The 24,494-nt window shown below is 72.2% G+C and carries 19 protein-coding genes; 2 read left to right on the top strand and 17 right to left on the bottom strand.

Annotation, left to right across the window (positions count from 1 at the left end; all coding sequences use genetic code 11):
- From ACFYQ6_RS32290 to ACFYQ6_RS32340, 11 genes are all read right to left on the bottom strand, one after another.
- The coding region (locus ACFYQ6_RS32290) for a flavodoxin-dependent (E)-4-hydroxy-3-methylbut-2-enyl-diphosphate synthase (RefSeq protein WP_381965179.1) at positions 1-164 on the bottom strand (164 nt) is incomplete at its 3' end.
- A gap of 150 nt (positions 165-314) precedes the next feature.
- On the bottom strand, positions 315-1,625 hold the full coding sequence (locus ACFYQ6_RS32295; protein ID WP_361583740.1) for a site-2 protease family protein: 1,311 nt from the start codon (positions 1,623-1,625) through the stop codon (positions 315-317).
- Entirely contained in the window at positions 1,622-2,875 is a 1,254-nt protein-coding gene (gene dxr / locus ACFYQ6_RS32300) for a 1-deoxy-D-xylulose-5-phosphate reductoisomerase (protein WP_361583737.1), read from the bottom strand. The genes ACFYQ6_RS32295 and dxr overlap by 4 nt, the downstream gene beginning before the upstream one ends.
- A gap of 61 nt (positions 2,876-2,936) precedes the next feature.
- Entirely contained in the window at positions 2,937-3,713 is a 777-nt protein-coding gene (locus tag ACFYQ6_RS32305) for a hypothetical protein (RefSeq protein WP_361583735.1), read from the bottom strand.
- 324 nt (positions 3,714-4,037) lie between these two features.
- Positions 4,038-5,279 (bottom strand): 3-phosphoshikimate 1-carboxyvinyltransferase, encoded by a 1,242-nt coding sequence (gene aroA, locus ACFYQ6_RS32310; RefSeq protein WP_361583733.1) that lies wholly within the window; start codon positions 5,277-5,279, stop codon positions 4,038-4,040.
- A gap of 79 nt (positions 5,280-5,358) precedes the next feature.
- Positions 5,359-7,305 carry an acyl-CoA dehydrogenase family protein gene (locus ACFYQ6_RS32315; protein WP_361583730.1) on the bottom strand — a complete coding sequence of 649 codons (1,947 nt, stop codon included), beginning with the start codon at positions 7,303-7,305 and terminating at the stop codon, positions 5,359-5,361.
- A gap of 359 nt (positions 7,306-7,664) precedes the next feature.
- Positions 7,665-7,829 (bottom strand): hypothetical protein, encoded by a 165-nt coding sequence (locus tag ACFYQ6_RS32320; protein WP_361583727.1) that lies wholly within the window; start codon positions 7,827-7,829, stop codon positions 7,665-7,667.
- A 301-nt stretch (positions 7,830-8,130) separates the two neighbouring features.
- On the bottom strand, positions 8,131-8,823 hold the full coding sequence (locus tag ACFYQ6_RS32325; RefSeq protein ID WP_388766410.1) for an HNH endonuclease: 693 nt from the start codon (positions 8,821-8,823) through the stop codon (positions 8,131-8,133).
- 425 nt (positions 8,824-9,248) lie between these two features.
- Positions 9,249-10,694 (bottom strand): aldehyde dehydrogenase family protein, encoded by a 1,446-nt coding sequence (locus tag ACFYQ6_RS32330; RefSeq protein WP_361583721.1) that lies wholly within the window; start codon positions 10,692-10,694, stop codon positions 9,249-9,251.
- Positions 10,695-10,991: 297 nt separating this feature from the next.
- Entirely contained in the window at positions 10,992-12,572 is a 1,581-nt protein-coding gene (locus ACFYQ6_RS32335; protein WP_361583718.1) for a PucR family transcriptional regulator, read from the bottom strand.
- Positions 12,573-12,746: 174 nt separating this feature from the next.
- On the bottom strand, positions 12,747-15,152 hold the full coding sequence (locus ACFYQ6_RS32340) for an ATP/GTP-binding protein (RefSeq protein WP_361583715.1): 2,406 nt from the start codon (positions 15,150-15,152) through the stop codon (positions 12,747-12,749).
- Between the two features lie 244 nt (positions 15,153-15,396).
- Between ACFYQ6_RS32340 and gabT the strand changes: the two genes are divergently transcribed.
- The gene (gene gabT, locus ACFYQ6_RS32345) at positions 15,397-16,737 is read left to right on the top strand and encodes a 4-aminobutyrate--2-oxoglutarate transaminase (protein WP_361583712.1); all 1,341 of its coding nucleotides are present in this window, start codon (positions 15,397-15,399) and stop codon (positions 16,735-16,737) included.
- Between the two features lie 386 nt (positions 16,738-17,123).
- Positions 17,124-17,684, top strand: coding sequence for a phosphatase PAP2 family protein (locus ACFYQ6_RS32350; RefSeq protein ID WP_361583709.1), 561 nt, complete (start codon positions 17,124-17,126; stop codon positions 17,682-17,684).
- On the opposite strand, the gene ACFYQ6_RS32355 is transcribed toward ACFYQ6_RS32350, so the two are convergent.
- From ACFYQ6_RS32355 to ACFYQ6_RS32380, 6 genes are all read right to left on the bottom strand, one after another.
- The gene (locus tag ACFYQ6_RS32355) at positions 17,669-19,495 is read right to left on the bottom strand and encodes a chitinase (RefSeq protein ID WP_388766414.1); all 1,827 of its coding nucleotides are present in this window, start codon (positions 19,493-19,495) and stop codon (positions 17,669-17,671) included. The two genes, ACFYQ6_RS32350 and ACFYQ6_RS32355, sit on opposite strands and share 16 nt — an antisense overlap.
- A gap of 85 nt (positions 19,496-19,580) precedes the next feature.
- Positions 19,581-20,042 (bottom strand): hypothetical protein, encoded by a 462-nt coding sequence (locus tag ACFYQ6_RS32360; protein ID WP_361583703.1) that lies wholly within the window; start codon positions 20,040-20,042, stop codon positions 19,581-19,583.
- 129 nt (positions 20,043-20,171) lie between these two features.
- On the bottom strand, positions 20,172-21,587 hold the full coding sequence (locus tag ACFYQ6_RS32365; RefSeq protein WP_388766416.1) for an NAD(P)/FAD-dependent oxidoreductase: 1,416 nt from the start codon (positions 21,585-21,587) through the stop codon (positions 20,172-20,174).
- Between the two features lie 21 nt (positions 21,588-21,608).
- Entirely contained in the window at positions 21,609-22,412 is an 804-nt protein-coding gene (locus tag ACFYQ6_RS32370; protein ID WP_361583697.1) for an ABC transporter permease, read from the bottom strand.
- Entirely contained in the window at positions 22,412-23,335 is a 924-nt protein-coding gene (locus ACFYQ6_RS32375; protein ID WP_361583694.1) for an ABC transporter permease, read from the bottom strand. The genes ACFYQ6_RS32370 and ACFYQ6_RS32375 overlap by 1 nt, the downstream gene beginning before the upstream one ends.
- The gene (locus ACFYQ6_RS32380) at positions 23,332-24,483 is read right to left on the bottom strand and encodes an ABC transporter ATP-binding protein (protein ID WP_361583691.1); all 1,152 of its coding nucleotides are present in this window, start codon (positions 24,481-24,483) and stop codon (positions 23,332-23,334) included. Before ACFYQ6_RS32380 ends, ACFYQ6_RS32375 begins: the two co-directional genes overlap by 4 nt.
- Between the last annotated feature and the right edge of the window lie 11 nt (positions 24,484-24,494).

Consider the following 24,494-nt stretch of genomic DNA (forward strand, 5'->3'; position numbering starts at 1 on the left):
TGCAACGTCGCACCGACATCCGACGTACGCGTCGTCGTCATCGACTGCACCGACACCGGTGCGTCCCCGCCGACCGCCACCGACCCGACCTGGATCTGGCGGCTGACCCGTCGGTCGGCGAGCTTGGTCGGAACGTCCGGCATTCCGAGAGAAATCGCAGTCATGCGCTGAGCATCCCCAAGGTGTGGATCAGTGTGGATCGAGGTCCCGAGACAGCGGGCTCCAGGCTTCGAGGTTACGGCACCGCGGGAGGACGGGAGGCACCCCGTCGGCGAGCCCGTCCCCCGTGGCGCCCCGCCGGGGCCCCTGCGACGTCAGGTGATCTTGACGGGGTTCACGATATCGGCGACGAGCACCAGCAGCGTGAAGCAGATGAAGATTCCGGCTACCACGTAGGCGACGGGCATGAGCTTCGCCACGTCGAACGGTCCGGGGTCGGGGCGCCTGAAGACCCGGGCCACGTTGCGGCGCAGGGATTCCCAGAGCGCTCCGGCGATGTGTCCGCCGTCCAGCGGGAGCAGGGGCAGCATGTTGAAGAGGAACAGGGAGAGGTTGAATCCGGCCAGCAGGAACAGCATCATCGCGATCTGGTTCTGCGCCGGGACGTCGAGGTTCATCACCTCGCCGCCGATGCGCGCCGCGCCGACCACGCCGACCGGTGAGTCGTCGGCACGCTCGCCGTCGCCGAACGCCGCGTCCCACAGGTCAGGGATCTTGGACGGCAGCGCGATGATCGAGTCGACGCCGTTCTCGATCATGTCGCCCATGCGGACGACCGAGTCGCCGAAGGAGAGCGGCAGGATCTCCGTCTTCGCCGCGAAGCCGAGGTAGCCGGCGCTGACGTACTGGTCGGGGACGATCTCGCCGTCCGCGTCCTTCTTGGCGACGGCGTTCTTCTTCAGCACGGCGTTCAGGGTCTGTTCCTGGCCGTCGCGCTGCACGGTGATGGTGGCGGGGCCGATGGTCTCGCGGATCTTCTCCGAGAGCGTGGCCCAGTCGTCGACCTTCCGGCCGTTGAAGGCGACGATCGTGTCGCCCTCCTCCAGTCCTGCCGCCTTCGCCGGGGAGACCGGGTCGGAGGCCTTGCAGGTGTCGCGGTTCTCGCTCTGCGCGATGACGCACTGCTGGACGCCCGCGACCTCGGTGGTCTGCGTCTGGAAGCCGAACGACATCGCCACGCCCATGAAGATCGCGACGGCGAGGACGAGGTTCATGAAGGGCCCGGCGAACATCACGATCACGCGCTTCCAGGGCTTGCGCGTGTAGAAGAGGCGGGTCTCGTCCCCCGGCTGGAGCTCCTCGAAGGCGGCGGACCTGGCGTCCTCGATCATCCCGCGCCAGGGCGAGGTGGAACGCGCTTCGAGCCGGCCGTCGGGGCCCGGCGGGAACATCCCGATCATGCGGATGTAGCCGCCGGCGGGGATGGCCTTGATGCCGTACTCGGTGTCGCCTCTTCTGCGCGACCAGATCGTCGGTCCGAAGCCGACCATGTACTGCGGCACCCGGATGCCGAAGAGCTTGGCCGTCGACAGGTGGCCCAGTTCGTGCCAGGCGATCGAGAACAGCAGACCCACGGCGAAGATGGCGATCCCCAGGATCGTCATCAGGATCGTCGTCGTACTCATACGTGCGCCTCCGCTGTCGCTTCCGCCGAGAGCTCCCGGGCCCTGGACCGCGCCCAGGTCTCCGCTTCGAGGACGTCCGCGACCGTCAGTGAAGTTCCCGTGGCGGGGGTGCCGTGTTCGGCCACCACCGCCGTGACCGTATCCATGATTCCGTTGAAGGGCAGCCGGCCCGCCAGGAACGCGTCGACGCACTCCTCGTTGGCGGCGTTGAACACGGCGGGGGCCGTCCCGCCCAGGGTGCCCACGTGACGGGCGAGCCCGACGGAGGGGAAGGCCTCGGTGTCGAGCGGGAAGAACTCCCAGCTGGAGGCCTTCGTCCAGTCGAAGGCGGGGGCGGCGTCCGGGACGCGCTCGGGCCAGCCGAGACCGATGGCGATGGGGCCCCGCATGTCGGGCGGGGTCGCCTGGGCGAGGGTGGATCCGTCGGTGAACTCCACCATCGAGTGAACGTACGACTGGGGGTGGACCACGACCTCGATCCGGTCGAACGGGATGTCGTAGAGGAGGTGCGCCTCGATGACCTCGAGCCCCTTGTTGACCAGGGTCGCGGAGTTGACCGTGATGACGGGGCCCATGGCCCAGGTCGGGTGTGCGAGGGCCTGCTCGCGCGTGACGCCGGCCAGTTCGCTCCTGGTCCGTCCGCGGAACGGGCCGCCGGACGCGGTCACGACGAGCTTGCGGACATCGGCGCGCTTCCCTGCGGCGAGGGCCTGGAAGAGCGCGGCGTGCTCCGAGTCGACCGGGATGATCTGGCCGGGGGCGGCGAGGGCCTTCACCAGCGGGCCGCCGACGATCAGCGACTCCTTGTTGGCCAGCGCGAGGGTACGGCCCGCCTTCAGGGCGGCGAGCGTGGGCGCGAGGCCGATCGAGCCGGTGATCCCGTTGAGCACGGTGTGGCAGTCGCTCGCGGCGAGCTCGGTGGCCGCGTCGGGTCCGGCCAGGATCTCCGGGAGGGGCTCGCCCGCCCCGTAGGCCTCGCGGAGCGCCTCGCGCAGCGCGGGCGCCTTGTCCGCGTCGGCGACCGCGACCGTGCGCACCCGCAGCTGCCGCGCCTGCTCGGCGAGGAGCTGGACCCTGCCGCCCGCCGCGGAGAGGGCGGTGACCCGGAAGCGGCCGGGGTTGCGCAGGACCAGGTCGATGGCCTGGGTGCCGATGGAGCCGGTGGAGCCGAGGATCACCAGATCCCGGCGGCCTTCCGCCGCGTCGAAGACAAGGTGCGGATCGGCGAGGGGTGCGGGGCTGTCGCTCATGGCCCCCATTGTTGCCGCATCCGCTGTGTGCACCGACAGCGCGCCCCCGTCGGCGCGCGCCTCAGGCCTGCCCGGCACGGAATTTCTTCCACTGGGCCGCCAGGACGGCGTCCGGGATCCCGCCGATGTCGGTGGTGCCCAGGATCTCGCCGCGGAAGGCGAGGGTGGTCGAGCCGGACCGTACGACGGTGAGGTACTCGTACAGCTTCAGCTTCCCCTTCACGTCGAGGACGGTGAAGCGGTAGGACTGCGCCTCGTCGGCCTCCTCGGCGAAGGCGGGCGGTGTGACGGGTTCGACCTTCTCGTACGTCGCGCGGGCGATCGCCCGCTCCTCGGTCAGCCCGCCGGCGCACTCCCGGCCGGCCGTGCCGAGCGCCTTCATGACCTGGGCCGCCTCGCCGTCGGCGTACGAGCGCAGGGTCACGTCGACGGTGACTCCGAGCATCTCCTCGGGCTTGTCGACCTTGCGCTGCACCTGGGCGGTGGGCTCGTGGCCGCTGACGTCACCGGCGAGGCTGACGAGCGGCTGGCAGACGGCCGGGGTGGCGGTGTAGGCGTCGCCGAGCGGCCCGTCCAGGGTGTAGTCGGACGCGGTGAACTCGCCGACGCGCTCCCCGTCGGTGAAGGCGACCGCGGTGAGCTGTGCCTCGGTGAGCCCGCCGGCCGGGGCCGGCGTGGCCGCCGGACGGGAGGCGGCTCCCTTGCCGGGCTTCCCCCCGCCGTCCGCCGGTTCCTCACCCGATCCGCCACCGCATCCGGTGAGGACCGCGAGGGCCAGTGCCACGCACCCCATGGCCGCGGCGCCTCGCCGCTCGTCCGCCCCGTACACCCCGAACATCCCTGCCCCTGTCTCCCGTTGACCCGCCGGGCCTGTGTCCCGTGCGCGGCCGAGGCTCGATTGTGCGGCATCCGGGATCAGAACCACGTATCGATGCCGGACTTCTCCCCCGGCCGGGCCGTGTCCCGCGCGTCGTGGCCGGCAGGCTCGTGACCGGGTGGCGGAACGGCGCCGCGGGCCGGGCGGGGACCGGACGGCCGACCCGCGGGGGCGAAATCCAGCAGGCGCGGCTCCTCCTCGCGCAGCAGTGCCGGGACGGACAGGGCCGCGCTCCGGTACATCGTGCGGGCGACCGTGGCCCGCCCCGCGCCGGAGCGCACGGTCCTACGCCGCGGCGCTCCTCGCCACGAACTCCGCGAACTCCTCGTGGAAACGGGGGAACGTCTTGCGCACGCAGCCGGGGTCGTCGTAGCTCATGCCGGGGGTGAGCAGTCCGGCGACCGCGAACGACATCACGATGCGGTGGTCGCCGTGGGTGACGACCTCGGTGGGCCGCGGGGTACCGGGGTGGATCTCGATCCAGTCGGGTCCGGTGTGCACGGTGATGCCCATGGCCCGCAGGTTCTCCGCGCAGGCCTCCAGCCGGTCGCACTCCTTCACGCGGGTGTTGGCGACGTCCTCGATGCGCACGGGCGAGGTGGCGTACGGCGCGATGGCGGCGAGGGTGGGCATCGTGTCGGAGATGTCGCGCATGTTCACCGTGAGACCGGAGAGCCGCCCGGAGGACCGTACGGTCGTGGAGTCCGCGGTCGTACGGACGTCGGCGCCCATGCGGCGCAGCACGTCGGTGAAGCGCAGGTCTCCCTGGAGCGCGGCGGAGCCGAGACCGGGGACGGTGACCTCACGGCCGGTGAGCGCCGCCGCGGCGAAGAAGTAGCTCGCGGTGGACGCGTCGGGCTCGACGGCGTACGTGGCGGCGCGGTAGCCCCCGGACGGGACGGTGAAGGTGTTCCCCTCCCGGACGACCTCGACGCCGAAGCTCCGCATCATCGCGAGGGTGATCTCGATGTACGGCGCCGAGACGAGCTCCGTGACCTCGATGCGGAGTCCTTCGGCGGTGAGCGGGCCGAGCATCAGGAGCGCGGTGAGGTACTGGGACGACTCCCCCGCATCGAGGGTCAGTTCGCCGCCCTTGACGCCCGACGCCTCGATGGTGAGCGGGTGGTGGCCCTCGGCTCCCTCGTGGCGCAGGTCGACGCCGAGGGTGCGGAGTGCCTCGGTGAGCGGGGCGAGCGGGCGGCGGCGCATCTGCGCGGAGGCGTCGAAGCGGTAGGTGCCGGAGGCCGCGGCGGCGGCGAGCGTCGGGAGGAAGCGCGCGGTCGTGGCACCGTCGCGGCAGTGGACCTCGGCGTCCGTGACGGCGGGGCCCGAGGGGCGCCCCTCGATGTGCCAGCGGTCCGGCTCGCGCCTCACCCCGTACCCGAGGCGGGTCAGGCCCTCGGTGAACCCCTCGGTGTCGTCCGAGTGCAGGGGCCGCAGGAGGGTGGTGGTGCCGTCCGCCGCGGCGGCCAGGAACAGGGCGCGGGCGGTGACGGACTTGGAGCCGGGAACATGGGTGACGGTCACGGGCGTCCATTTTGCCCTGCGCCGGGCGTGCCCGCGGGACGCGTCCAGGCAGTGGACGCGTCCCGCGGGGGTGCCGGGTTCAGCGGACGGGGCGGTGGACGTTCTCGCCGGTGGCAGGGCCGGGGGTGGCGTCGGCGATCCAGGGGCCGTCGCCGCTGGGGTCGATGACGCCCTCCTCCAGCCAGGTGTAGGTGCCGGAGAGAACGCCGTCCACGACGCGCTTGTCGATGTCGTCGGTGTTGGACCAGAGCCGGCCGAAGAGTTCCTCGACCCGGATGCGGGCCTGCCGGCAGAACACGTCGGCGAGCTGGTACGCCTCGCGTCCGTGGTCCCCGTCGACCCGCAGGTGCTCGGCCCGGACGCAGGCCGCGCTCATCGCGAAGAGTTCGGCGCCGATGTCGACGATCCGGCCGAGGAAGCCCTGCTTGGTCTCCATGCGGCCCTGCCAGCGGGACATGGCGTAGAAGGTGGAGCGGGCCAGCTTGCGGGCCGAGCGCTCGACGTACCGCAGGTGGGCGGAGAGGTCGGGGTGCCCCGGAACGCGGAACTCGGCGTACGAGTTGGGCAGCTGGCCCGGACCGCTGACCAGCTTGGGGAGCCAGCGGGCGTAGAAGCCGGCGGCGTTGGCGCCCGCCCTCGCCTTGTCGGAGAGCGGCTTGTCGGGGTCGATGATGTCGCCGGCGACCTTGAGGTGGGCGTCGACGGCCTCGCGTGCGATCAGCAGGTGCATGATCTCCGTGGAGCCCTCGAAGATCCGGTTGATCCGCATGTCGCGGAGCATCTGCTCGGCGGGCACGGCGCGTTCACCGCGCGCGGCGAGCGAGGCGGCGGTCTCGAAGCCGCGTCCGCCGCGGATCTGGACCAGTTCGTCGGAGATCAGCCAGCCCATCTCGGAGCCGTACAGCTTGGCGAGGGCGGCCTCGATGCGGATGTCGTTACGGCTCTCGTCGGCCATCTGCGAGGAGAGGTCCACGACCGCTTCGAGGGCGAAGGTCGTCGCGGCGATGAAGGAGATCTTCGCGCCGACCGCCTCGTGCCGGGCGACCGCCCTTCCCCACTGCTCGCGGACCGCCGACCATTCGCGGGCGATCTTCAGCGACCACTTGCCCACACCGACGCACATGGCGGGCAGCGAGAGGCGGCCGGTGTTGAGCGTGGTGAGGGCGATCTTGAGGCCGGCGCCCTCGGGGCCGATCCGGTTGGCCGCGGGGACCCGGACCTGGTGGAAACGGGTCACGCCGTTCTCGATGCCGCGCAGGCCCATGAAGGCGTTGCGGTGCTCCACGGTGATGCCCGGGGAGTCGGCCTCGACGACGAAGGCGGTGATGCCGCCCTTGTGGCCCTCCGACTCCGGGACCCGCGCCATCACGACGAGCAGGTCGGCGACGACGCCGTTGGTCGTCCAGAGCTTCACGCCGTCCAGGACGTAGTCGTCGCCGTCGGGCACGGCCGCCGTGGCGAGCCTGGCCGGGTCGGAGCCGACGTCCGGTTCGGTGAGGAGGAAGGCCGAGATGTCCGTGCGCGCCAGGCGCGGCAGGAAGGCGTCCTTCTGCTCCTGCGTGCCGAACATCTTCAGCGGCTGCGGCACGCCGATGGACTGGTGGGCGGAGAGCAGCGCGCCGATCGAGGGGTTCGCCGAACCGGCCAGTGCCAGCGCCTTGTTGTAGTACACCTGGGTCAGCCCCAGGCCGCCGTACTTGGTCTCGATCTTCATGCCGAGGGCGCCGAGCTCCTTGAGGCCGGCGACGACCTCGTCGGGAATCCTGGCCTCGCGCTCGATGAGGGCGCCGTCGACCCGGGTCTCGCAGAACTCGCGCAGCCGGGCGAGGAAGGCCTCGCCGCGCCGTACGTCGTCGGGAGCCGGCTGGGGATGGGGATGGATCAGGTCCAGCCGGAAGCGGCCGAGGAAGAGTTCCTTGGCGAAGCTCGGCTTGCGCCAGTCCTGTTCACGGGCGGCCTCGGCCACCTGCCGCGCTTCGCGCTCGGTGACTTTCGGGGCCTGGGGGATGTCGGATGGGGCGGACATGAGGAGCTCACCTCGCCGCGAGTCGGGATGTTGGTCGGGCTGTACGCGTGCCGATCGGTACTTCTCGTCCGTATCTACCCGATCTGCGCACCCCCCACCACCTCTGGGGCAGGTCCGGAGCGCTGCTCGGCAGCGGTTGGAGCCCGGCGCTGCGGCCCCGCCGGCCCGCCGCGACGGCGGGAACCGCTGCGGCCGTGACGGCGGGAAGCGCTGCGCCGGTCGGGCGACCTCGTCCTGGACGCCCGCGGTCCCGGAGGCCGCCCCGGAGGGACGCCCCGGAGGGACGCCCCCAAAGGCCGGTCCACCGGCGCGGCGTGCGGCCGCGCCGGTGGAGGTGTGCGCCTGCCCCGGACCTGCCGTCAGTCGAAGACGTAGGTGGTACCCAGGACCGCCGCGTGCTCCAGCACGTCTTCCAGGGGGTCGTCGATCTGTCCGGTCTGGATGAGCCCCACCTGGGGCCCGTTGTGCGAATGGGTGTGCGTCTCGTCGGCGCGGGCCGCCGCGGCGGACAGCCCCACGGCCATCAGAGCGGCACCGCATGCGGCGGATCCTCGGAGCAGTAACGGCGTCCGGTATGACTTCACGCTGTGACCTCGTCTTCTTCTCATCGGATGTGTCCATCCGCTGCTCGCCTCAACCGCTGGAGGAGCGCCAGGTCACGCAAGATCATCCGACGGTGGCAGATCCGTCGCCGCGCTCGTGGGCGTTTGGGCCCGGGGCCCGACCGGCCCGGGCCCCCGCCGGGTCCCGCAGCCCGCGGGGTGCCGGGCGCACGCGGTGCCCCGGCGTACGCGGCGCTTTGGCGTGAGCGTGCCGGGCTGCCGGCTACGGGGCCGCCGTGTACTGGACGACGGTGTCCTCGCAGGGACCTTCGGCGAGCACCTTCAGCGCCTCCATCTCCGTGTCGTCCGCGGTGAGCTGCCAGCGGAGCTTCGTCGCCACCCACTCGCCGGCGTAGCGGCAGTGCGCCTCCGGCACGGGTGGGAGCCAGTCCGCCGGACCCCGGTCGGCCCTCTGCCGGTTCGTGCGAGCCGTCACCGCGGACAGCGAAGCGGCCGCCCCCTGGTCGTTGGCGTACGCCTCGCGGCGGGCGGCGGTCCACGCGGACGCGCCGGAGCCCCAGGCCTCCGCGAGGGGCACCGTGTGGACCACGTCCACGGCCGCGGGACCGGCCACCTGCTGGCCGTCGTAGTACGACACCCACGTGCCGCCGGTCAGCGTGCACCCGGCCCCCACGGCCGGGACGTCGACCGCTTCGGCGAGCAGCACCTCGTTCCGGGTGTCGCAGCCGTCGGAGGGAAGCTCGCCCGACGTCCAGTGCGCGAAGGCGGACGGCTGGTAGCCGGTTCGGTTCTCGTCGACGACCTTCACCAGCCCGACGGCGTCGGCGAGCGTGGTCACGACGGCGGGCCGCGCGCCCGCAGGAGTGGGAGCGGGGGCGGCCTGCCCCGGAGCCCCGAGGAGGAGCGGGAGCAGGGCGAGGGTGAGCGCGGAGCCGCGCGGGAGGTTCTTGATCACACCGGCGTTCTACCGGCCCGCCCGGCCCCGCCGGGTACCCGGCCGTCACCCCCTCACCCGCACGGACGTGGACGTTCACCGCAGGAACGATTCGCGGGAAGGGCCGGCGGGAAGGGGCTGGGCGGGCTCGGTGGGCCGTCAGGATCGCGCACGTGGTCCCCGGCGCGGGCCGTCAGGATCGCGCGCGTGTCCCCCGGCGCGGGCCCTCACCCGGCGGAAGGCCCCGTGCCCGCAGGCCGGGTGCGGGGATGAGGGAAGGAACGGAACCGGCCGGAGCCCCCGCACAGCGGGCTCCGGCCGGTTCCGTTCCGCGCCGTGGTGCAGAAGGTCCGCGTCGCGGCCTACAGGGCCCACGCCGTGGTCCACAAGGTTCGCGCCGTGGTCGACAGGGCCCGCGCCGTGGTCCACAAGGTTCGCGCCGTGGTCTACAGGGCCAGGCCGGTGAGGACCAGCACCCGCTCGTAGGTGTAGTCATCCATGGCGTAACGCACGCCCTCGCGGCCCACTCCGGACTGCTTGGCACCGCCGTACGGCATCTGGTCGGCACGGTAGGAGGGCACGTCGCCGATGACCACGCCGCCGACCTCCAGGGCCCGGTGGGCACGGAAGGCCGTCTGCAGGTCGTGGGTGAAGACGCCCGCCTGCAGGCCGTACTTGGAGGCGTTGACGGCGGCGAAGGCCTCCGCCTCGCCCTGCGTCTTCTGGACGTACAGGACCGGGCCGAAGATCTCCTCGCGGGCGATCGTCGTGGTGTCCGGGAGGTCGGTGAGGACCGTAGGGGCGTACGTGGCGCCGTCGCGCTTGCCGCCGGTCAGCAGCGTGGCTCCCGCGGTGACGGCCTCGTCGACCCAGGACTCGACGCGGCGGGCGGCGTCCTCGCTGACCAGCGGGCCGACGTCGGTGGCCGCGTCGGAGGGGTCGCCGGTGACCAGGGCCTCGACGGCCGCGACGATCTTCGGGACGAGCCGGTCGTACACGGAGGCGTCGGCGATGACGCGCTGCACCGAGATGCAGGACTGGCCGCCCTGGTAGTTGGAGAAGGTCGCGATGCGGGTCGCGGCCCAGTCCAGGTCCTTCTCGGAGGAGTAGTCGCCGAGCACGACGGCCGCGCCGTTCCCGCCGAGTTCCAGGGTGCAGTGCTTGCGCGGCACCGACTCCATGATCGAGTAGCCGACCGGCCCGGACCCGGTGAAGGAGATCACCGGCAGGCGCTCGTCCTGGACCAGGGCCGGCATCTTGTCGTTGGGCACGGTCAGCACGGACCAGGACCCGGCCGGGAGCTCCGTCTCGGCCAGCAGCTCGCCCAGGATCAGGGAGGAGATCGGGGTGGCGGGCGCCGGCTTGAGGATGATCGGGGCACCGACGGCGATGGCCGGGGCGACCTTGTGGGCGCTCAGGTTGAGCGGGAAGTTGAAGGGCGCGATGCCGAGGACGGGACCGCGCGGGAAGCGCCGGGTCAGTCCGAGGCGGCCGGTGCCGCCGGCGTCGGTGTCCAGCCGCTGGGCGTCGCCGCCGTTGAAGCGGCGGGCCTCCTCGGCCGCGAAGCGGAAGACCGAGACGGCCCGGCCGACCTCGCCGCGGGCCCACTTGATCGGCTTGCCGTTCTCGGCGGAGATCAGCTGGGCGATCTCCTCGGTGCGCTCGGTGAGGCGGCGTACGACGTGGTCGAGGGCGGCGACCCGTACGTGGGCCGGGGTCGCGGCGAACTCCTCGCGCACCGCGTAGGCGGCGGCGACGGCCTCCTCGACCTGGGCGTCGGTCGGCACGGAGACCGCGCCGACGAGCCGGCCGTCGTAGGGGTTGGTGACGTCGAAGCTGTCCTCGCCGGTGGCCTGGCGGCCGGCGAGCCAGAAGGCGTGGGTGGAAGTCATGGCGGTACCGGCCCTTCGGGGGTGGTGAACGACGATCGCCGGGTGCCACGGGCACCCGTCGGCCCCACCGTAGGGCGACCCGGCACGGATGAGGTTTGTCCGCCGTGGAGTGGAGCCAGGAGGCGATGCGCCGGTTTGTCGTAGCCGGACTGCGCGCCCGAGGAGGCCGCCGTCCTCGTGAGCCCTACCGCAGGCCCGAGGAGGCCGCCGTCCCCGTGGGCCTACCGCGCGCCCGGGGACGCCGCCGTCCTCGTGAGCCCTACCGCAGGCCCGAGGACGCCGCCGTCCCCGTGAGCCCTACCGCGGGCCCGAGGAGGCCGCGGTCGCCTTCAGGGCGAGCCACAGCTCCATCCGGACGTCCGGGTCGTCCAGCGAGCGGCCCAGGATCTCCTCGACCCTGCGCATCCGGTAGCGCAGGGTGTGGCGGTGGACGCCCAGGTCGGCGGCCGCCGCGTCCCACTGACCGTGCCGGGAGAGCCAGGCGCGCAGGGAGGCGGTGAGGTCGCCCCGGCCCTTGGCGTCGTGCTCCCGCAGGGGCCTCAGCATCCCGTCGGCGAAGGCGCGTACGGCGTCGTCGGCCAGGAGCGGCAGGACGGATCCCGCCGCCAGTTCCTCGTGCTCGACCAGGACCCTGCCCCTGCGGCGGGCGACGGAGAGCGCCTGCTCGGCCTGTTTGTACGCCGCCGACACGGCGATCGGGCCGGCCGGGGCGGACAGGCCGATGACCACCTCGCCGTCCTCGGCCGTGGGCTCCCGCACGGGGCGGTCGTCCTCGGCCCGGGCGGCATGGGCGGCGCAGGCCGCGACCGCGGCGCCGCCGTCCGCGGCCAGGACCACGAGGCGCTCGCCCTCGGGCACCATCAGCAGCGTCTCGCCCGAACGAGAGGCCGCCGCCTCCATCGCCTCCACCAGCAGTTCCGTCCCCGTGGAGGCCGGCGCCTCGGCGATCAGGAGCCTGAAGGGGGCGTCCAGCAGGCCCCCGTACAGGTCTCCGGCGACAGCCCTGGCGTGGTCGGGCTGCCCCGCCAGCAGCATCCGCAGTACCGCCGCGCCCAGGCGTTGCTCCGCGCCCTGGAGGGAGCGGGAACGGGCCGTGGTGAGGGTCAGCAGGGCGACCGCCGAGTGCACGGCGTACCGCTCGGCCGTGCCCAGCGCCGCCCCCGTGCCGACGGCCAGCGCGCCGCGGGTCCGGTGGCCGGTGCCGAGGGACTGGAGCTCGACCCGGTCGTCGCTGTCGCTGTCGCCGACCACCGCGCTGGCCGGTGCGGGGCGCTCCCGCAGGCGCTCCACGTCGGGGGTGAGCCGGGCCGCCCGGCGGGCCGCCCAGTCGGGCGCCGCGGCGACGACGGCCCCCGAGGCGTCGTACAGGGCGGCCCAGCCGTCGACGTGCGCGGCCAGGCGGGTGAGGAGCGCCGCGGGCCCGTCGCCGGCGATCGCGGCGCGGGTCAGCTCCCGCTGTGCCTCGAAGCCGGCGGTGACGGACCTGTACTGGTCGGCGGCGATCGCCGCCGACACCGCCTTGCTGATCGCGAGGAAGGGCGTGCGCCGTGGCACCTCGAGCAGCGGCAGACCCGCCTCCTCGGCCGCGTCGACGAGCGCGGGCGGGATGTCCTCGTAGGTGACGCCGACACCGAAGCCGATCCCGGCGACCCCCGCGCCGGCCAGCCGCTGGACGTAGCGGCGCATGGTGTCCGGGTCCTCGGCGTCGAGGTTGGTGGCCGTGACGAGGAGCAGCTCGCCGCCGTCCATGTACGGCAGGGGGTCGGCGAGCTCGCTCGCGTGGGCCCAGCGCACCGGCGTACCGAGCCGGTCGGCCCCCGCCCGGACGGTGAGCTTGAGCGCCGAGTGCTGGACGAGCGAGGCGAGTGTGAGGGGCATGGGACCGCCGGACCTCTGGAAGTCGTTGCGCCGCCCCGTACGAACGGCTCGGGTGCGCCGCCCGTGCGGGCGGCCCGCGTGCACCGCGTCGTACGGGTGGCCGGATTACGCCGCCCCGTACAGGCGGCCAGGTCCGATTCTGCCAGGGCGGCAGGGTCCGCGTAACCTCGCCGCTCAGCCCCCCAGGTCGACCAGGAGCGGGGCCGCGTGCTTGCCCTCGACGTCGGTGAGCGACAGGACGGCGTGCCCGGCGGGCAGCTGGTACGCGAGCTCGGATGCCGACCAGCGCTCCCGCTCGACCCTTCGCACGGTCACGGCGTCCCTGGTCACGGCCTTTCCGGTGACCAGCTTGCGCAGGCCGTGCAAGGCGCGGGTGAACGGCTGGTCCGCGAAGACCGCGTGCTGGGCCACCTCGCGGGTCTCCACCCACTCCTTGCCCCAGACCTCGGCGAAGCGCTTGCCGTCCCAGGTGGTGACCCCGCTGAAGACCATGCAGCAGCCGACCGCGCCGAGCAGCGCGGTGTGCAGCGCTTCTGGGACGTCGTCGACGGTACGCAGCGCCAGGACCGCTCCCGCGTTGACGGTTCGCAGCCGCCTGATGTTCCGGACCGTCTCGGCGGTGACGGTGTGCGTGGCGTCGTCCAGGACGAGGCAGACGAAGAGCGAGCGGTCGGACCGCGCGGCGGCGATCGCCGTGAACTGGGCCAGGACCAGCCGGGCGAGCAGTCGCGAAGCCTCCGCGTGCCCCCGCTCGGGCAGGTCGATCCTGACCCGCAGCGGCAGGTGTTCGAGGGAGCGCAGCGAGAACGGCCGGGCCTCCTCCCCGGTGGCGAAGAACGGTGCGAACGCGGGCCGGTCCAGCAGCGCGATCCGGTCGGCGAGCACCGGGCCGGGGTCCCCCGGGGCCGACTGCTGCCTGCCGCGGGCCTCCAGCTCGCGCAGCATCGTCCGGTGGCCGCCCGCCGCGAGTGCCTCCCGCAGGGAGTCCGTCGCGGCCAGGTCGCCGTCCAGCAGCTCCCGGAGCGCCGGCACCCCGGGGAAGTGCCCGTGGACGGCGCGGTAGGGGCCGAGCAGCTGGGCGAGCACGGTGGCCGCGCGCCTGCTGTCCAGCTGGGTCACGTCGCCGACGAGCCCTTCCGCGAGCACGCCCGCCGCCTCGTCGGGGTCGGTCGTGCCGCCGTAGAGGTCGAAGTCGTGCACGGACGCGGGGTCACCGATCCGCACCACGACGTCGAACGCGTCGTCCGGGCCGAGCTCTCCTCCGCCGCTGCCGACGGCGAGCACGGCCGCCCGGCCGGCGAGTGCCTGCAGGGACAGTGACTCGACGACGGGGCGCACCAGACGGGCCGACTTGCCGGAGCCGGGGGGCCCGACCGCCAGCAGCGAGGTGCCGAGCAGCGCGGGCTCCAGGGCGACGCCCGAGCCGCGACGGGCATAGGGGTTGTGCGGGTGTTCGGCGACGCTGCCGATGCGGACCTGGCCGGTGAGCAGGTCGTGCGGAGCCGTGCGGAGCGGCAGGTCGCGGGCGCCCGAGGGGTGCAGGGCGGCGGCGCCGCCGGTGCGCAGCACGGCCTCGGTGAGTGCGGCCAGGCGTTCGGGGTGCGCCCGGCCCACGCTCCAGGCGTGGCGCACGCGCGCGACGTCGACGTCGTTCATCCGGCCGGTGCGCACCTCCGCCGCGAGGGTGTCGGCCGCGTCCGTGCGCCCGGCGGCGCGCAGTTCCGGCCACTCGTCCGGAGTGGGGGCGTCCGGGGGTGCGGCGGGGTCACGGGGCGGCTCGGCAGCGGGCTTCCCGAGCCGTCCGGCGATCAGTGCGCGCCAGCCACCGAGGCGCGCGAAGGGCCAGAGCACACCGAGGGCGATCAGGGCGTAGATCACGTTCACCACGGCCTGGCTCTGGTAGATCTCGCCTCCCGCCACCGAGGCCACGAGGATGAGGACGGGCCGGACGAGCGGCACCGCGTCCTTCCACACGAGAAGTTCGGCGAGGCCCGCCGCGGCGGCCGTCGCCAGCCCGAGGAAGAGCCGGCCCCGGCCCGCGACATGGCGCCGGAAGATCTCGGACCAGTTGCCCAGACGCCCGCACCCGTAGACGAGCAGCCCGAAGAGGACGGCCTCGTAGACGGTGAGGGCGTCGGCGCCCTCGATCGTGCGGGGCCCGCCGAAGGTGCCGGCGTACCACCAGTCGCCGGGGGTGAAGAGTTTCAGCGGCACGAGCCTGTAGGGGATGTACCCGTTGCGCCAGAGGGACCACAGGAGCAGGCCGCTCAGTACGGAGATGAGCACGCCGACCAGCAGCGAGCGGTCGGACACGCCCTCGGGCCGCTCGGGCGGGCGCGGGGTGTGCCCGAACCGCCACACGCCCGGTTCGCGTACGGGGCGGGGGGTGCGCAGCCATTCCTCGAGGCTCTCCTCGGCGGCGGGACGCCGGGGGCGCGGCGCGTACGAGGGCGGCGGCGGCACCGCGGCAGGCGGCCCCGCGTGGGCCGGGAGGGGCGGGCCCACGGGCGGTGGCCCAGCGGGACGCGGCACCCGTTCCGCGCCTGTGCCGCGTGCGTCGTACGTGCCTTCGGTGTCCATGAACCGCTGCCCCCTGACCAGCCAGGTCCCGCCTTCTGCACGGCCAATCTAGTGCCCGGGCACCGGGAGTTCAGCCATGCGGCCGGATGACCCGGCGGCACAGGTGCCGGGGTGCCCGCCCGGCCATCTGTCCGTCGCGGACAAGGACACGCCGCCACCACTCCCGATCGGAGCATGACCGGCACCCTCGGCCGCCCCTAGCCTGCAGAAACAGAAGCGTCCGAAACACCCCCAGGAGCCCCGCATGTCCGACCTCCCGCAGGAGCGCCGCGTCCTCACCGCCATCCCCGGCCCGAAGTCGGCCGAGCTGCAGGCCCGCCGTGTCGCGGCGGTGGCCGCGGGTGTGGGTTCCACCCTGCCGGTCTTCACCGCCCGCGCCGGCGGCGGGATCATCGAGGACGTGGACGGGAACCGGCTGATCGACTTCGGTTCCGGCATCGCCGTGACGTCGGTGGGCGCCTCCGCCGAAGCGGTCGTACGCCGTGCCTCGGCGCAGCTCGCCGACTTCACCCACACCTGTTTCATGGTGACGCCGTACGAGGGTTACGTGGAGGTCTGCGAGCAGCTCGCCGAGCTGACGCCGGGCGACCACGCCAAGAAGTCGGCGCTGTTCAACTCGGGTGCCGAGGCCGTCGAGAACGCCGTGAAGATCGCCCGCGCCTACACCAAGCGCACCGCGGTCGTCGTGTTCGACCACGGCTACCACGGCCGGACGAACCTCACGATGGCGCTGACGGCCAAGAACATGCCGTACAAGCAGGGCTTCGGCCCGTTCGCGCCGGAGGTCTACCGGGTGCCGGTGGCGTACGGCTACCGCTGGCCGACCGGTGCCGAGAACGCCGGGGCCGAGGCCTCCGCGCAGGCCATCGACGAGATCACCAAGCAGATCGGCGCGGACAACGTCGCCGCGATCATCATCGAGCCGGTCCTCGGCGAGGGCGGGTTCATCGAGCCGGCCAAGGGCTTCCTCCCGGCGATCGCGCAGTTCGCGAAGGACAACGGGATCGTCTTCGTCGCGGACGAGATCCAGTCCGGCTTCTGCCGCACCGGCCAGTGGTTCGCCTGTGAGGACGAGGGCATCGTGCCCGACCTGATCACGACGGCCAAGGGCATCGCCGGCGGCCTCCCGCTCTCGGCGGTGACCGGCCGCGCCGAGATCATGGACGCCGCCCACGCGGGCGGCCTCGGCGGGACGTACGGCGGCAACCCGGTGGCCTGCGCGGGTGCGCTCGGCGCCATCGAGACGATGCGCGAGCTGGACCTCAACGGCAAGGCCAAGCGCATCGAGGAGGTCATGAAGGGCCGCCTGGCCGAGATGCGGTCGAAGCTCCCCAACGGCGACACCATCGGCGACATCCGCGGCCGGGGCGCCATGATCGCGATCGAGCTGGTGAAGTCCGGCACGAAGGACCCGGACGCGGCCGCCGCGGCGGCGCTGGCCAAGGCCTGCCACGCGGAGGGGCTGCTGGTGCTCACCTGTGGCACGTACGGCAACGTCCTGCGCTTCCTGCCGCCGCTCGTCATCGGTGAGGACCTTCTGAACGAGGGCCTGGACATCATCGAGCAGGCGTTCGCCCGTATCTGATCCGTGCGAATCACCCGGGTGCCGGCACGCCGCTTCGGGCGGTGTGACCGGCGCCCGGGTGAGAGCGTGTGAAGAAGGTGTGCGGGGGCGATGGCGGGATACCGTTGTCACTTCCGGTGCCCGCTTCCTCTGACGTACGGTTTTTCCAGATGAGAGAAACACCCCGCCCGCAGGGGACTGCGGGCGAACCCGGGCCGGGGCTCCCCCAGCGCCGTCCCGGACGTGCCATCGCGCACACCGCTGGAGCCTCGTGCTCCGGGACTCCTCACCGATCGGATGGCCGCTCGCCCCACACCCCCCGGGGCGCGCGGCAAACCGATCCGACCGGCCACCTCGGAACAATCCCCCCTGTTCCCCGGTGGCCGGTTCTTCTCGTCTCCACGGCCGTGACGCTGCTGGCCCTCTTCGCCCTGATCACCTGGCAGGTGCTGGCCGACGGCCCGCTGCTGGCTCCCGACGAGCGGCTCGGCCTCGGCCTGGCGGGGCGAGGCCCGGGGTGGCTCACGGACCTCTTCGCCGACCTCGGCAACATGCAGGTCGCCGTTCCGGTACTGGCGTGCGCGGTCGTCCACGCCTGGTTCCGCGGCGCCCGGCGGGCCGCGCTGTACGCCGTACTCGCCATGGCCGCCGTCCCGGCCCTCGTCGTCCCGCTCAAGCTGTGGACGGACCGTCAGGGTCCGCTGACGGAGGCGACGGGCTACTTCCCCTCGGGGCACACGACCACGGCGATGGTGGCGTACGGGGCCGCTGCCCTGCTGCTGGTCCCGTACGTGAGGCGGACATGGGTGACGCTCGTCGCCGCCGTCCTGCTGACGGCGGCGACGAGCGTCGGTCTGGTGCTGCGCGGCTACCACTGGCCGCTGGACGTGGTGGCCGGCTGGTGCCTCAGCGGGGTGCTGCTGCTCGCCCTGCGGGCGGGTACCCGGGGCGGTCAGCCTCCGAAGTAGGCGTCGAAGTTCTTCGAGAACTCCCAGTTGTTGAAGCGGTCCCAGTTGATGGACCAGGTCATCAGCCCGCGCAGCCCGCTCCACGTGCCGTGCGTCCGGTAGCTGCCGCAGTCGGTCTTCTTCGTCAGGCAGTTCAGCGCCTTGGTGACCTCGGCGGGCGAGGTGTGACCGTTGCCCGCCTGGGTGGACGCCGGGAGTCCGAAGGCGACCTGCTCGGGGCGCAGGGCCGGGAAGACCTTGCTCTGGTCACCCGCGACGGGGAAGCCGGTGAGCAGCATGTCAGTCATGGCGATGTGGAAGTCGGCGCCGCCCATCGAGTGGTACTGGTTGTCCAGGCCCATGATGGAGCCGGAGTTGTAGTCCTGGACGTGCAGCAGGGTGAGGTCGTCGCGCAGGGCGTGGATGACCGGCAGATAGGCACCCGCGCGCGGGTCCTGGCCGCCCCAGGGGCCGGAGCCGTAGTACTGGTACCCGAGCTGGACGAAGAAGGTCTCGGGGGCCATGGTGAGGACGAAGTCGTCGCCGTACTTGGCCTTGAGGGACTTCACCGCGGAGATCAGGTTGACGATGACGGGGGTCGTCGGGCTGCGGAAGTCCGTGTCGCCCGTCGCGAGCGAGAGCGAGTGGCCCTCGAAGTCGATGTCGAGGCCGTCGAGGCCGTAGGTGTCGATGATCTTGCTGACGGAGGAGACGAAGGCGTCGCGGGCGGCGGTGGAGGCGAGCTGCACCTGTCCGTTCTGGCCGCCGATGGAGATCAGCACCTTCTTGCCCGCGGCCTGCTTCGCCTTGATGGCCGCCTTGAACTCCGCCTCCGTCTCCACTCCCGGGCACTCGGCCACGGGGCAGAGCGAGAAGCGGATGTCACCGGAGGTGACGGAGGTCGGCTCCCCGAAGGCGAGGTTGATGACGTCCCACGAGTCGGGCACGTCGGCCATGCGCGTGTAGCCGGAGCCGTTGGCGAAGCTGGAGTGGAGGTAGCCGACGAGCGCGTGGGCCGGGAGTCCCGCGTCGCTCCCTCCCCCGCCCCCGGCGGCCGTGCTCACGCTCACGGCGGCGGACTTCGCGGACTCACCGGCCGCGTTGACCGCCGCGACCTGGAAGCTGTACGCGGACGAGGCGGCCAGTCCCGTCACCGTCGCCGAGGTGCCGGTGGCGTCGAGGACCTTCGTGCCGTCGCGGTAGACCCGGTAGCCGGTGGCTCCGGCGGAGGCCGTCCAGGACAGCGGGACGGTGGAGGCGGTGGCGGTGCCGGCCCGCAGTCCGGTGGGAGCGGCGGGGACGGCCACCGGGTCGCCGCCGGGGCCCGTCAGGGTGAGGTCGTCGGCGTAGTAGGCGGGGGTGCCGTACCAGCCGTGGGTGTAGACGGTGACCGAGGTGGTCGAGGAGCCGGTCCTGAAGGTGGTGCTGATCCGCTGGTAGGCACCGGCGGACTGCGTCCAGGTGGAGACGTCGGTGGTCCCGGTGCCGGATGCCCCCAGGTAGACGTAACTCCCCTGCACCCAGGCGCTGAGCGTGTACGCGGAGTCGGGCTTCACCGTCACCGTCTGGGAGCAGCGCGCGTTGTCGCTCCCGGCCGGGGTCGCCTTGAGCGCCGAGGTCCCGCCGTGCACGGGCGTGCTGACGGTCGCTCCGCTGCCGCCCGAGCAGGACCAGCCGTCGAGTCCGGCCTCGAAGCCGCCGTTGCGCGCCAGGTCGGCGTCGGCCGCTCCGGCGGCGGGCGCCGCCGCGGCCAGACCGCCCGCGGCGAGCAGCACCGCCGAGAAGGCGGCCAGAAGTCCGGAGAAGCGGACGGGTGGTCCGGTGCGTTCCACAACAGCCTCCGTGCAGGGGGGAATTGAGCGGTCCGCGCACAACATGGTCCAGACCAATCCACTTGTCAAGACCTCTGGCAGTGCCTCACCCCTCCCCGCCGCGCGCCCCGCGGGCGGCGGCTGCCTCGTGCAGGGCGAGCTCCAGGAGCGCCGGATCGGTGAGCGTGCCCGATCCGTCCGGCAGGATCAGCCACCGCACCCCGCCCACCGTGCTGCCGGGCCGGGGCACGACGATCCACGTCCCCTCGCCGATGCCGCGGATGCCTGTCCCGATCCAGCGGGCCGCCGTCCCCGGCGGCACGAAGAAGCCCATGCGGTGATCGCCGAAGTCGGCGAGAACGGGGCCCGGCCGGTCGACGAGACGGGTGAGCACGTCGAGCGTGGGATGGCCCAGCTCGCCCGGGACGACGAGTACGTCCCAGCGCTTCCCGGCGGGGAGGAGCGCCATCCCCTGGGGGTCGCGCTCCCATTCCCTCCGGCAGGCACCCGGATGCGGTGCCACCGATGCGAGCCACGCGACCGCGGCTTTCGCCCCCGTGCCTGCCATGGACGTCCTCCTTCTCCCCGTGGGCACCGGCAGGGTCCTGCCGGTGCGTGCACGGGGAGAGAGAGGGCCCGGCCCGGATCATGACGCGGGTTCGGCCACCGATCGGTGGTGAGCTGGGTCACTCCCGGCTCAGCTGTCGAAACCGAGCCCCAGCCGGTCCATGGTGCGCAGCCAGATGTTGCGGTGCCCGCCGTTGCTGTCGGCGCGGGCGAGGGACCTCTTGGTGAGCTCGATCCCGGCCCACGCGAAAGGTTCGGGCGGGAAGGGCAGCGGCTTCGAGCGGACCATCCGCAGCGCGGTGCGCTCGGTCTCGCGGCCCGAAAGCAGGTCGAGCATCACATCCGCGCCGAAGCGTGTCGCCCCGACCCCCAGGCCGGTGTAGCCGGCGGCGTAGGCGACCCGCCCGCGATGGGCCGTGCCGAAGAAGGCGGAGAAGCGCGAGCAGGTGTCGATCGCGCCGCCCCAGGCATGGGTGAAGCGCACCCCCGTCAGCTGGGGGAAGCATTCGAAGAACTGCCCGGCGAGTTTCAGGAAGGTCTCGGGCCGCTGGTCCAGGGAGGGGTCCAGCCGCCCGCCGTAGGGATAGATCGCGTCGTATCCGCCCCACAGGACGCGGTTGTCGGCGGAGAGCCGGAAGTAGTGGAACTGGTTGGCGCTGTCCCCCAGCCCCTGTCTTCCGCGCCAGCCCAGCGAGGCGAGCCGGCCGGGGCTGAGCGGCTCGGTCATCAGGGCGTAGTCGTACACCGGCACCGTGTACGGGCGTACCCGTCTCACCAGCGAGGGGAAGATGTTCGTGGCGAGGGCGACGTCCCGGGCGAAGATCCGGCCGTACGGCGTACGCACCGCCATACCGGCCCCCGACCGGGCGAGTTCGAGTGCCCTGGTGTGCTCGTGGATCCGTACACCGAGGGTGAGGCAGGCCTTCTTCAGGCCCCAGGCGAGTTTCGCCGGATGCAGCATGGCGACGCCGCGCCGGTCGAGGAGGCCTCCGAGGAACGTCGGCGAATCCACTTCCGCCCGCACCTGGTCCCGGTCCAGGAACTCCAGTCCGGTGAAGCCCAGTTCCTCGGTCCTGCGATGCCATCCCCGCAGCTCTTCGAGCTGGTGGGGGGCCGTGGCCACGTCGATCTCGCCGGTGCGCTCGAAGTCGCAGTCGAGGGAGTGGCGGCCGACGGCGGCCTCGATGGCGTCGAGGTTCCGCGCGCCCAGCTCCTCCAGCTTCCCGATCTCGCCGGGCCAGCGCTCCAGGCCGTTGGCCAGGCCGTGTGTCAGTGACGCGGCGCAGAATCCGCCGTTGCGGCCCGAGGCTGCCCAGCCCACCTCGTTCCCCTCGACGAGGACGACGTCCCGCCCGGGATCGCGTTCCTTGGCGAGCAGGGCGGTCCACAGTCCGCTGTAGCCGCCGCCGACGACCAGCAGGTCGCACCGCTCGTCGCCGGTCAGCGCGGGAAGGGCCTCCGGCTTTCCCGGGTCGTCGAGCCAGTAGGAGAGGGGACGTGCGTCGGAGAGTGAGTGTGCGGCAGTACGCATGGCGTCCGGGGCCATGGTTTCCAACTCCTTCGGGTTCTACTTTCCCGCGTTGCTCTTCCGCCGGTTCGCGATGAGCTGTCCGGTGAGGACCACCGCCACGGCGATGACGAACATGGCCGTACCGATGACGTTGATCTGCACGGGCGTCCCTCGCTGGGCCGATCCCCAGACGTACATGGGGAAGGTCACGGTGGAGCCCGCGTTGAAGTTGGTGATGATGAAGTCGTCGAAGGAGAGCGCGAAGGCAAGCAGCGCTCCCGCCGCGATCCCGGGTGCGGCGATCGGGAGGGTCACCCGGAGGAAGGTCTGCACCGGCCCCGCGTAGAGGTCGCGGGCCGCCTCCTCCAGTCGCGGGTCCATCGACATCACGCGTGCCTTGACCGCGGTCACCACGAAGCTGAGGCAGAACATGATGTGGGCGATGAGGACGGTCCAGAAGCCGAGCTCGGCCCCCATGTTGAGGAAGAGCGTCAGCAGCGAGGCGGCCATGACGACCTCGGGCATGGCCATCGGCAGGAAGATCAGCGAGTTGATCGCGCCACGCGCCCGGAAGCGGTAGCGGACCAGCGCGAAGGCGATCATCGTGCCGAGCACGGTGGCGCCGGCTGTCGCCCAGAAGGCGATCTTCAGGGAGAGCGAGAGCGAGCCGCAGAGGTCCGCGGCGCCGCAGGGGTCCTTCCAGGCGTCGAGGGAGAAGTCCTGCCAGGCGTAGTTGAAGCGCCCGTTGGGCCGGTTGAAGGAGAAGACCATGACGACGACGTTCGGAAGGATCATGTAGGCGAGAGTCAGCAGACCCGCGATCACGACCAGGTTCCGGCGGATGAGACGGAGTACGGACATCAGACCAGGTCCTCCGTCCCGGAGCGGCGGATGTAGACGGTGACCACGAGCAGGACGACCGCCATGAGGATGAACGAGAGTGCCGCGGCGGTCGGGTAGTCCAGGACCCGCAGGAACTGGGTCTGGATGACGCTGCCCACCATCTTGGTGTCGGTGGAGCCGAGGAGTTCCGCGTTGACGTAGTCGCCGCTCGCGGGGATGAACGTCAGCAGGGTGCCGGAGACGACCCCGGGCATGGAGAGCGGCAGCGTGACCTTGCGGAAGGTGGTGGCGGGCGTGGCGTAGAGGTCGCCCGCGGCCTCGTGCAGCCGGCCGTCGATCCGCTCCAGCGAGGTGTAGAGCGGCAGGATCATGAAGGGCAGGAAGTTGTACGTCAGGCCGCAGACGACGGCCATCGGAGTGGCCAGCACCCGGTTGTTCTCGGTCCAGCCGAGCCAGCCGGTGACGTCCAGGACGTGCAGGCTGTTCAGCACCTCGACGACCGCGCCGCCGTCGGCCAGGATCGTCTTCCAGGCCAGCGTCCGGATGAGGAAGCTGGTGAAGAACGGCGCGACGACCAGCACCAGCACCAGGTTGCGCCACCGTCCGGCCTTGAAGGCGATCAAGTAGGCGAGCGGGTAGCCGAGCAGCAGGCACAGGAGCGTGGCGGTACCCGCGTACAGCAGCGACCTGACGAACTGCGGGTAGTAGTCGGCGAGCGCGTCCCAGTAGGTCCTGAAGTGCCAGGTGACCTCGAAGCCCTTCTCCAGGGACCCGGTCTGCACGGAGGTGGAGGCCTGGTAGACCATCGGCAGCGCGAAGAAGACGAGCAGCCACAGGATGCCGGGGAGCAGCAGCCAGTAGGGGACGAGCCGTCTGCGGGCGGACGGCTTGCGGACCTCGGCTTCTGCGGGGTGCGCCGGTGGCGCCTCGGTGACGCTCACGCCGCGTCCTCCAGGCTCTCGGCACCGGCGCTGATGTCCTGGGCCGCGTCGAGCCCGAAGGTGTGCTCGGGGTTCCAGTGCAGGACGACCTCGGCGCCGGGGACGAGCCGGCTGTCGCGCTCGACGTTCTGCTCGTAGACCTGGAGCGCCGTCCCGGCAGGGCTCTCGACGACGTACTGGGTGGAGACTCCGATGAAGCTGGAGTCGGTGATGCGCCCGGTGACACGGTTGCGGCCGTCGGGTATCGCGGCAGCGTCCTCGGCGTGGGCGAGCGAGATCTTCTCGGGCCGCACACCGACGAGCAGCTTCCCGCCGCCGGACGCCGGGGACGTGCACCGGGCTCCGGGCAGGCGGAGCTTCCCGCCGCCGGCCGCGACGACGACATCGGCGCCGGCGGAGACTATCTCGCCCTCGATGAGGTTGGAGGTGCCGAGGAAGTTGGCCACGAAGGTGGTTCGCGGGTTCTCGTACAGATCGGCGGGGGCGCCGAGCTGTTCGACCCGGCCGCCGTTCATCACCGCGACGGTGTCGGCCATGGTCATGGCCTCCTCCTGGTCGTGGGTGACGTGGACGAACGTGATGCCGACCTCGGTCTGGATGCGCTTGAGTTCGAGCTGCATCTGGCGGCGCAGCTTGAGGTCGAGCGCGCCGAGGGGCTCGTCGAGCAGGAGCACCTGGGGGTGGTTGATGAGCGCGCGGGCCACGGCGACGCGCTGCTGCTGGCCGCCGGAGAGCCGGTGGGGTTTGCGGTGGGCGAAGTCGCCGAGCTGGACGAGCTCCAGCATCTCCCCGACCTGCTTCTTCACGGACTTGATGCCGCGCCTGCGCAGGCCGAAGGCGATGTTCTCGAAGACGTCGAGGTGCGGGAAGAGCGCGTAGCTCTGGAAGACGGTGTTGACGGGCCGTTTGTACGGGGGCAGGTCCGTGATGTCACGGCCGCCGAGCGAGACCGTGCCGGTGGTGGCGTCCTCCAGGCCCGCGATCATCCGCAGCGTGGTGGTCTTGCCGCATCCGGACGCGCCGAGCAGCGCGAAGAAGGAGCCCTGCGGGACGGTCAGGTCGAGGGGGTGCACTGCGGTGAAGGAGCCGTAGGTCTTGCTGATCCCGGTGAGACGGACGTCGCCGCCCTCTGTCTGCTGCTGTGTCATGGGTCGCGGTC

This window comes from Streptomyces sp. NPDC005494, assembly GCF_042872025.1.
Lineage (GTDB): Bacteria > Actinomycetota > Actinomycetes > Streptomycetales > Streptomycetaceae > Streptomyces.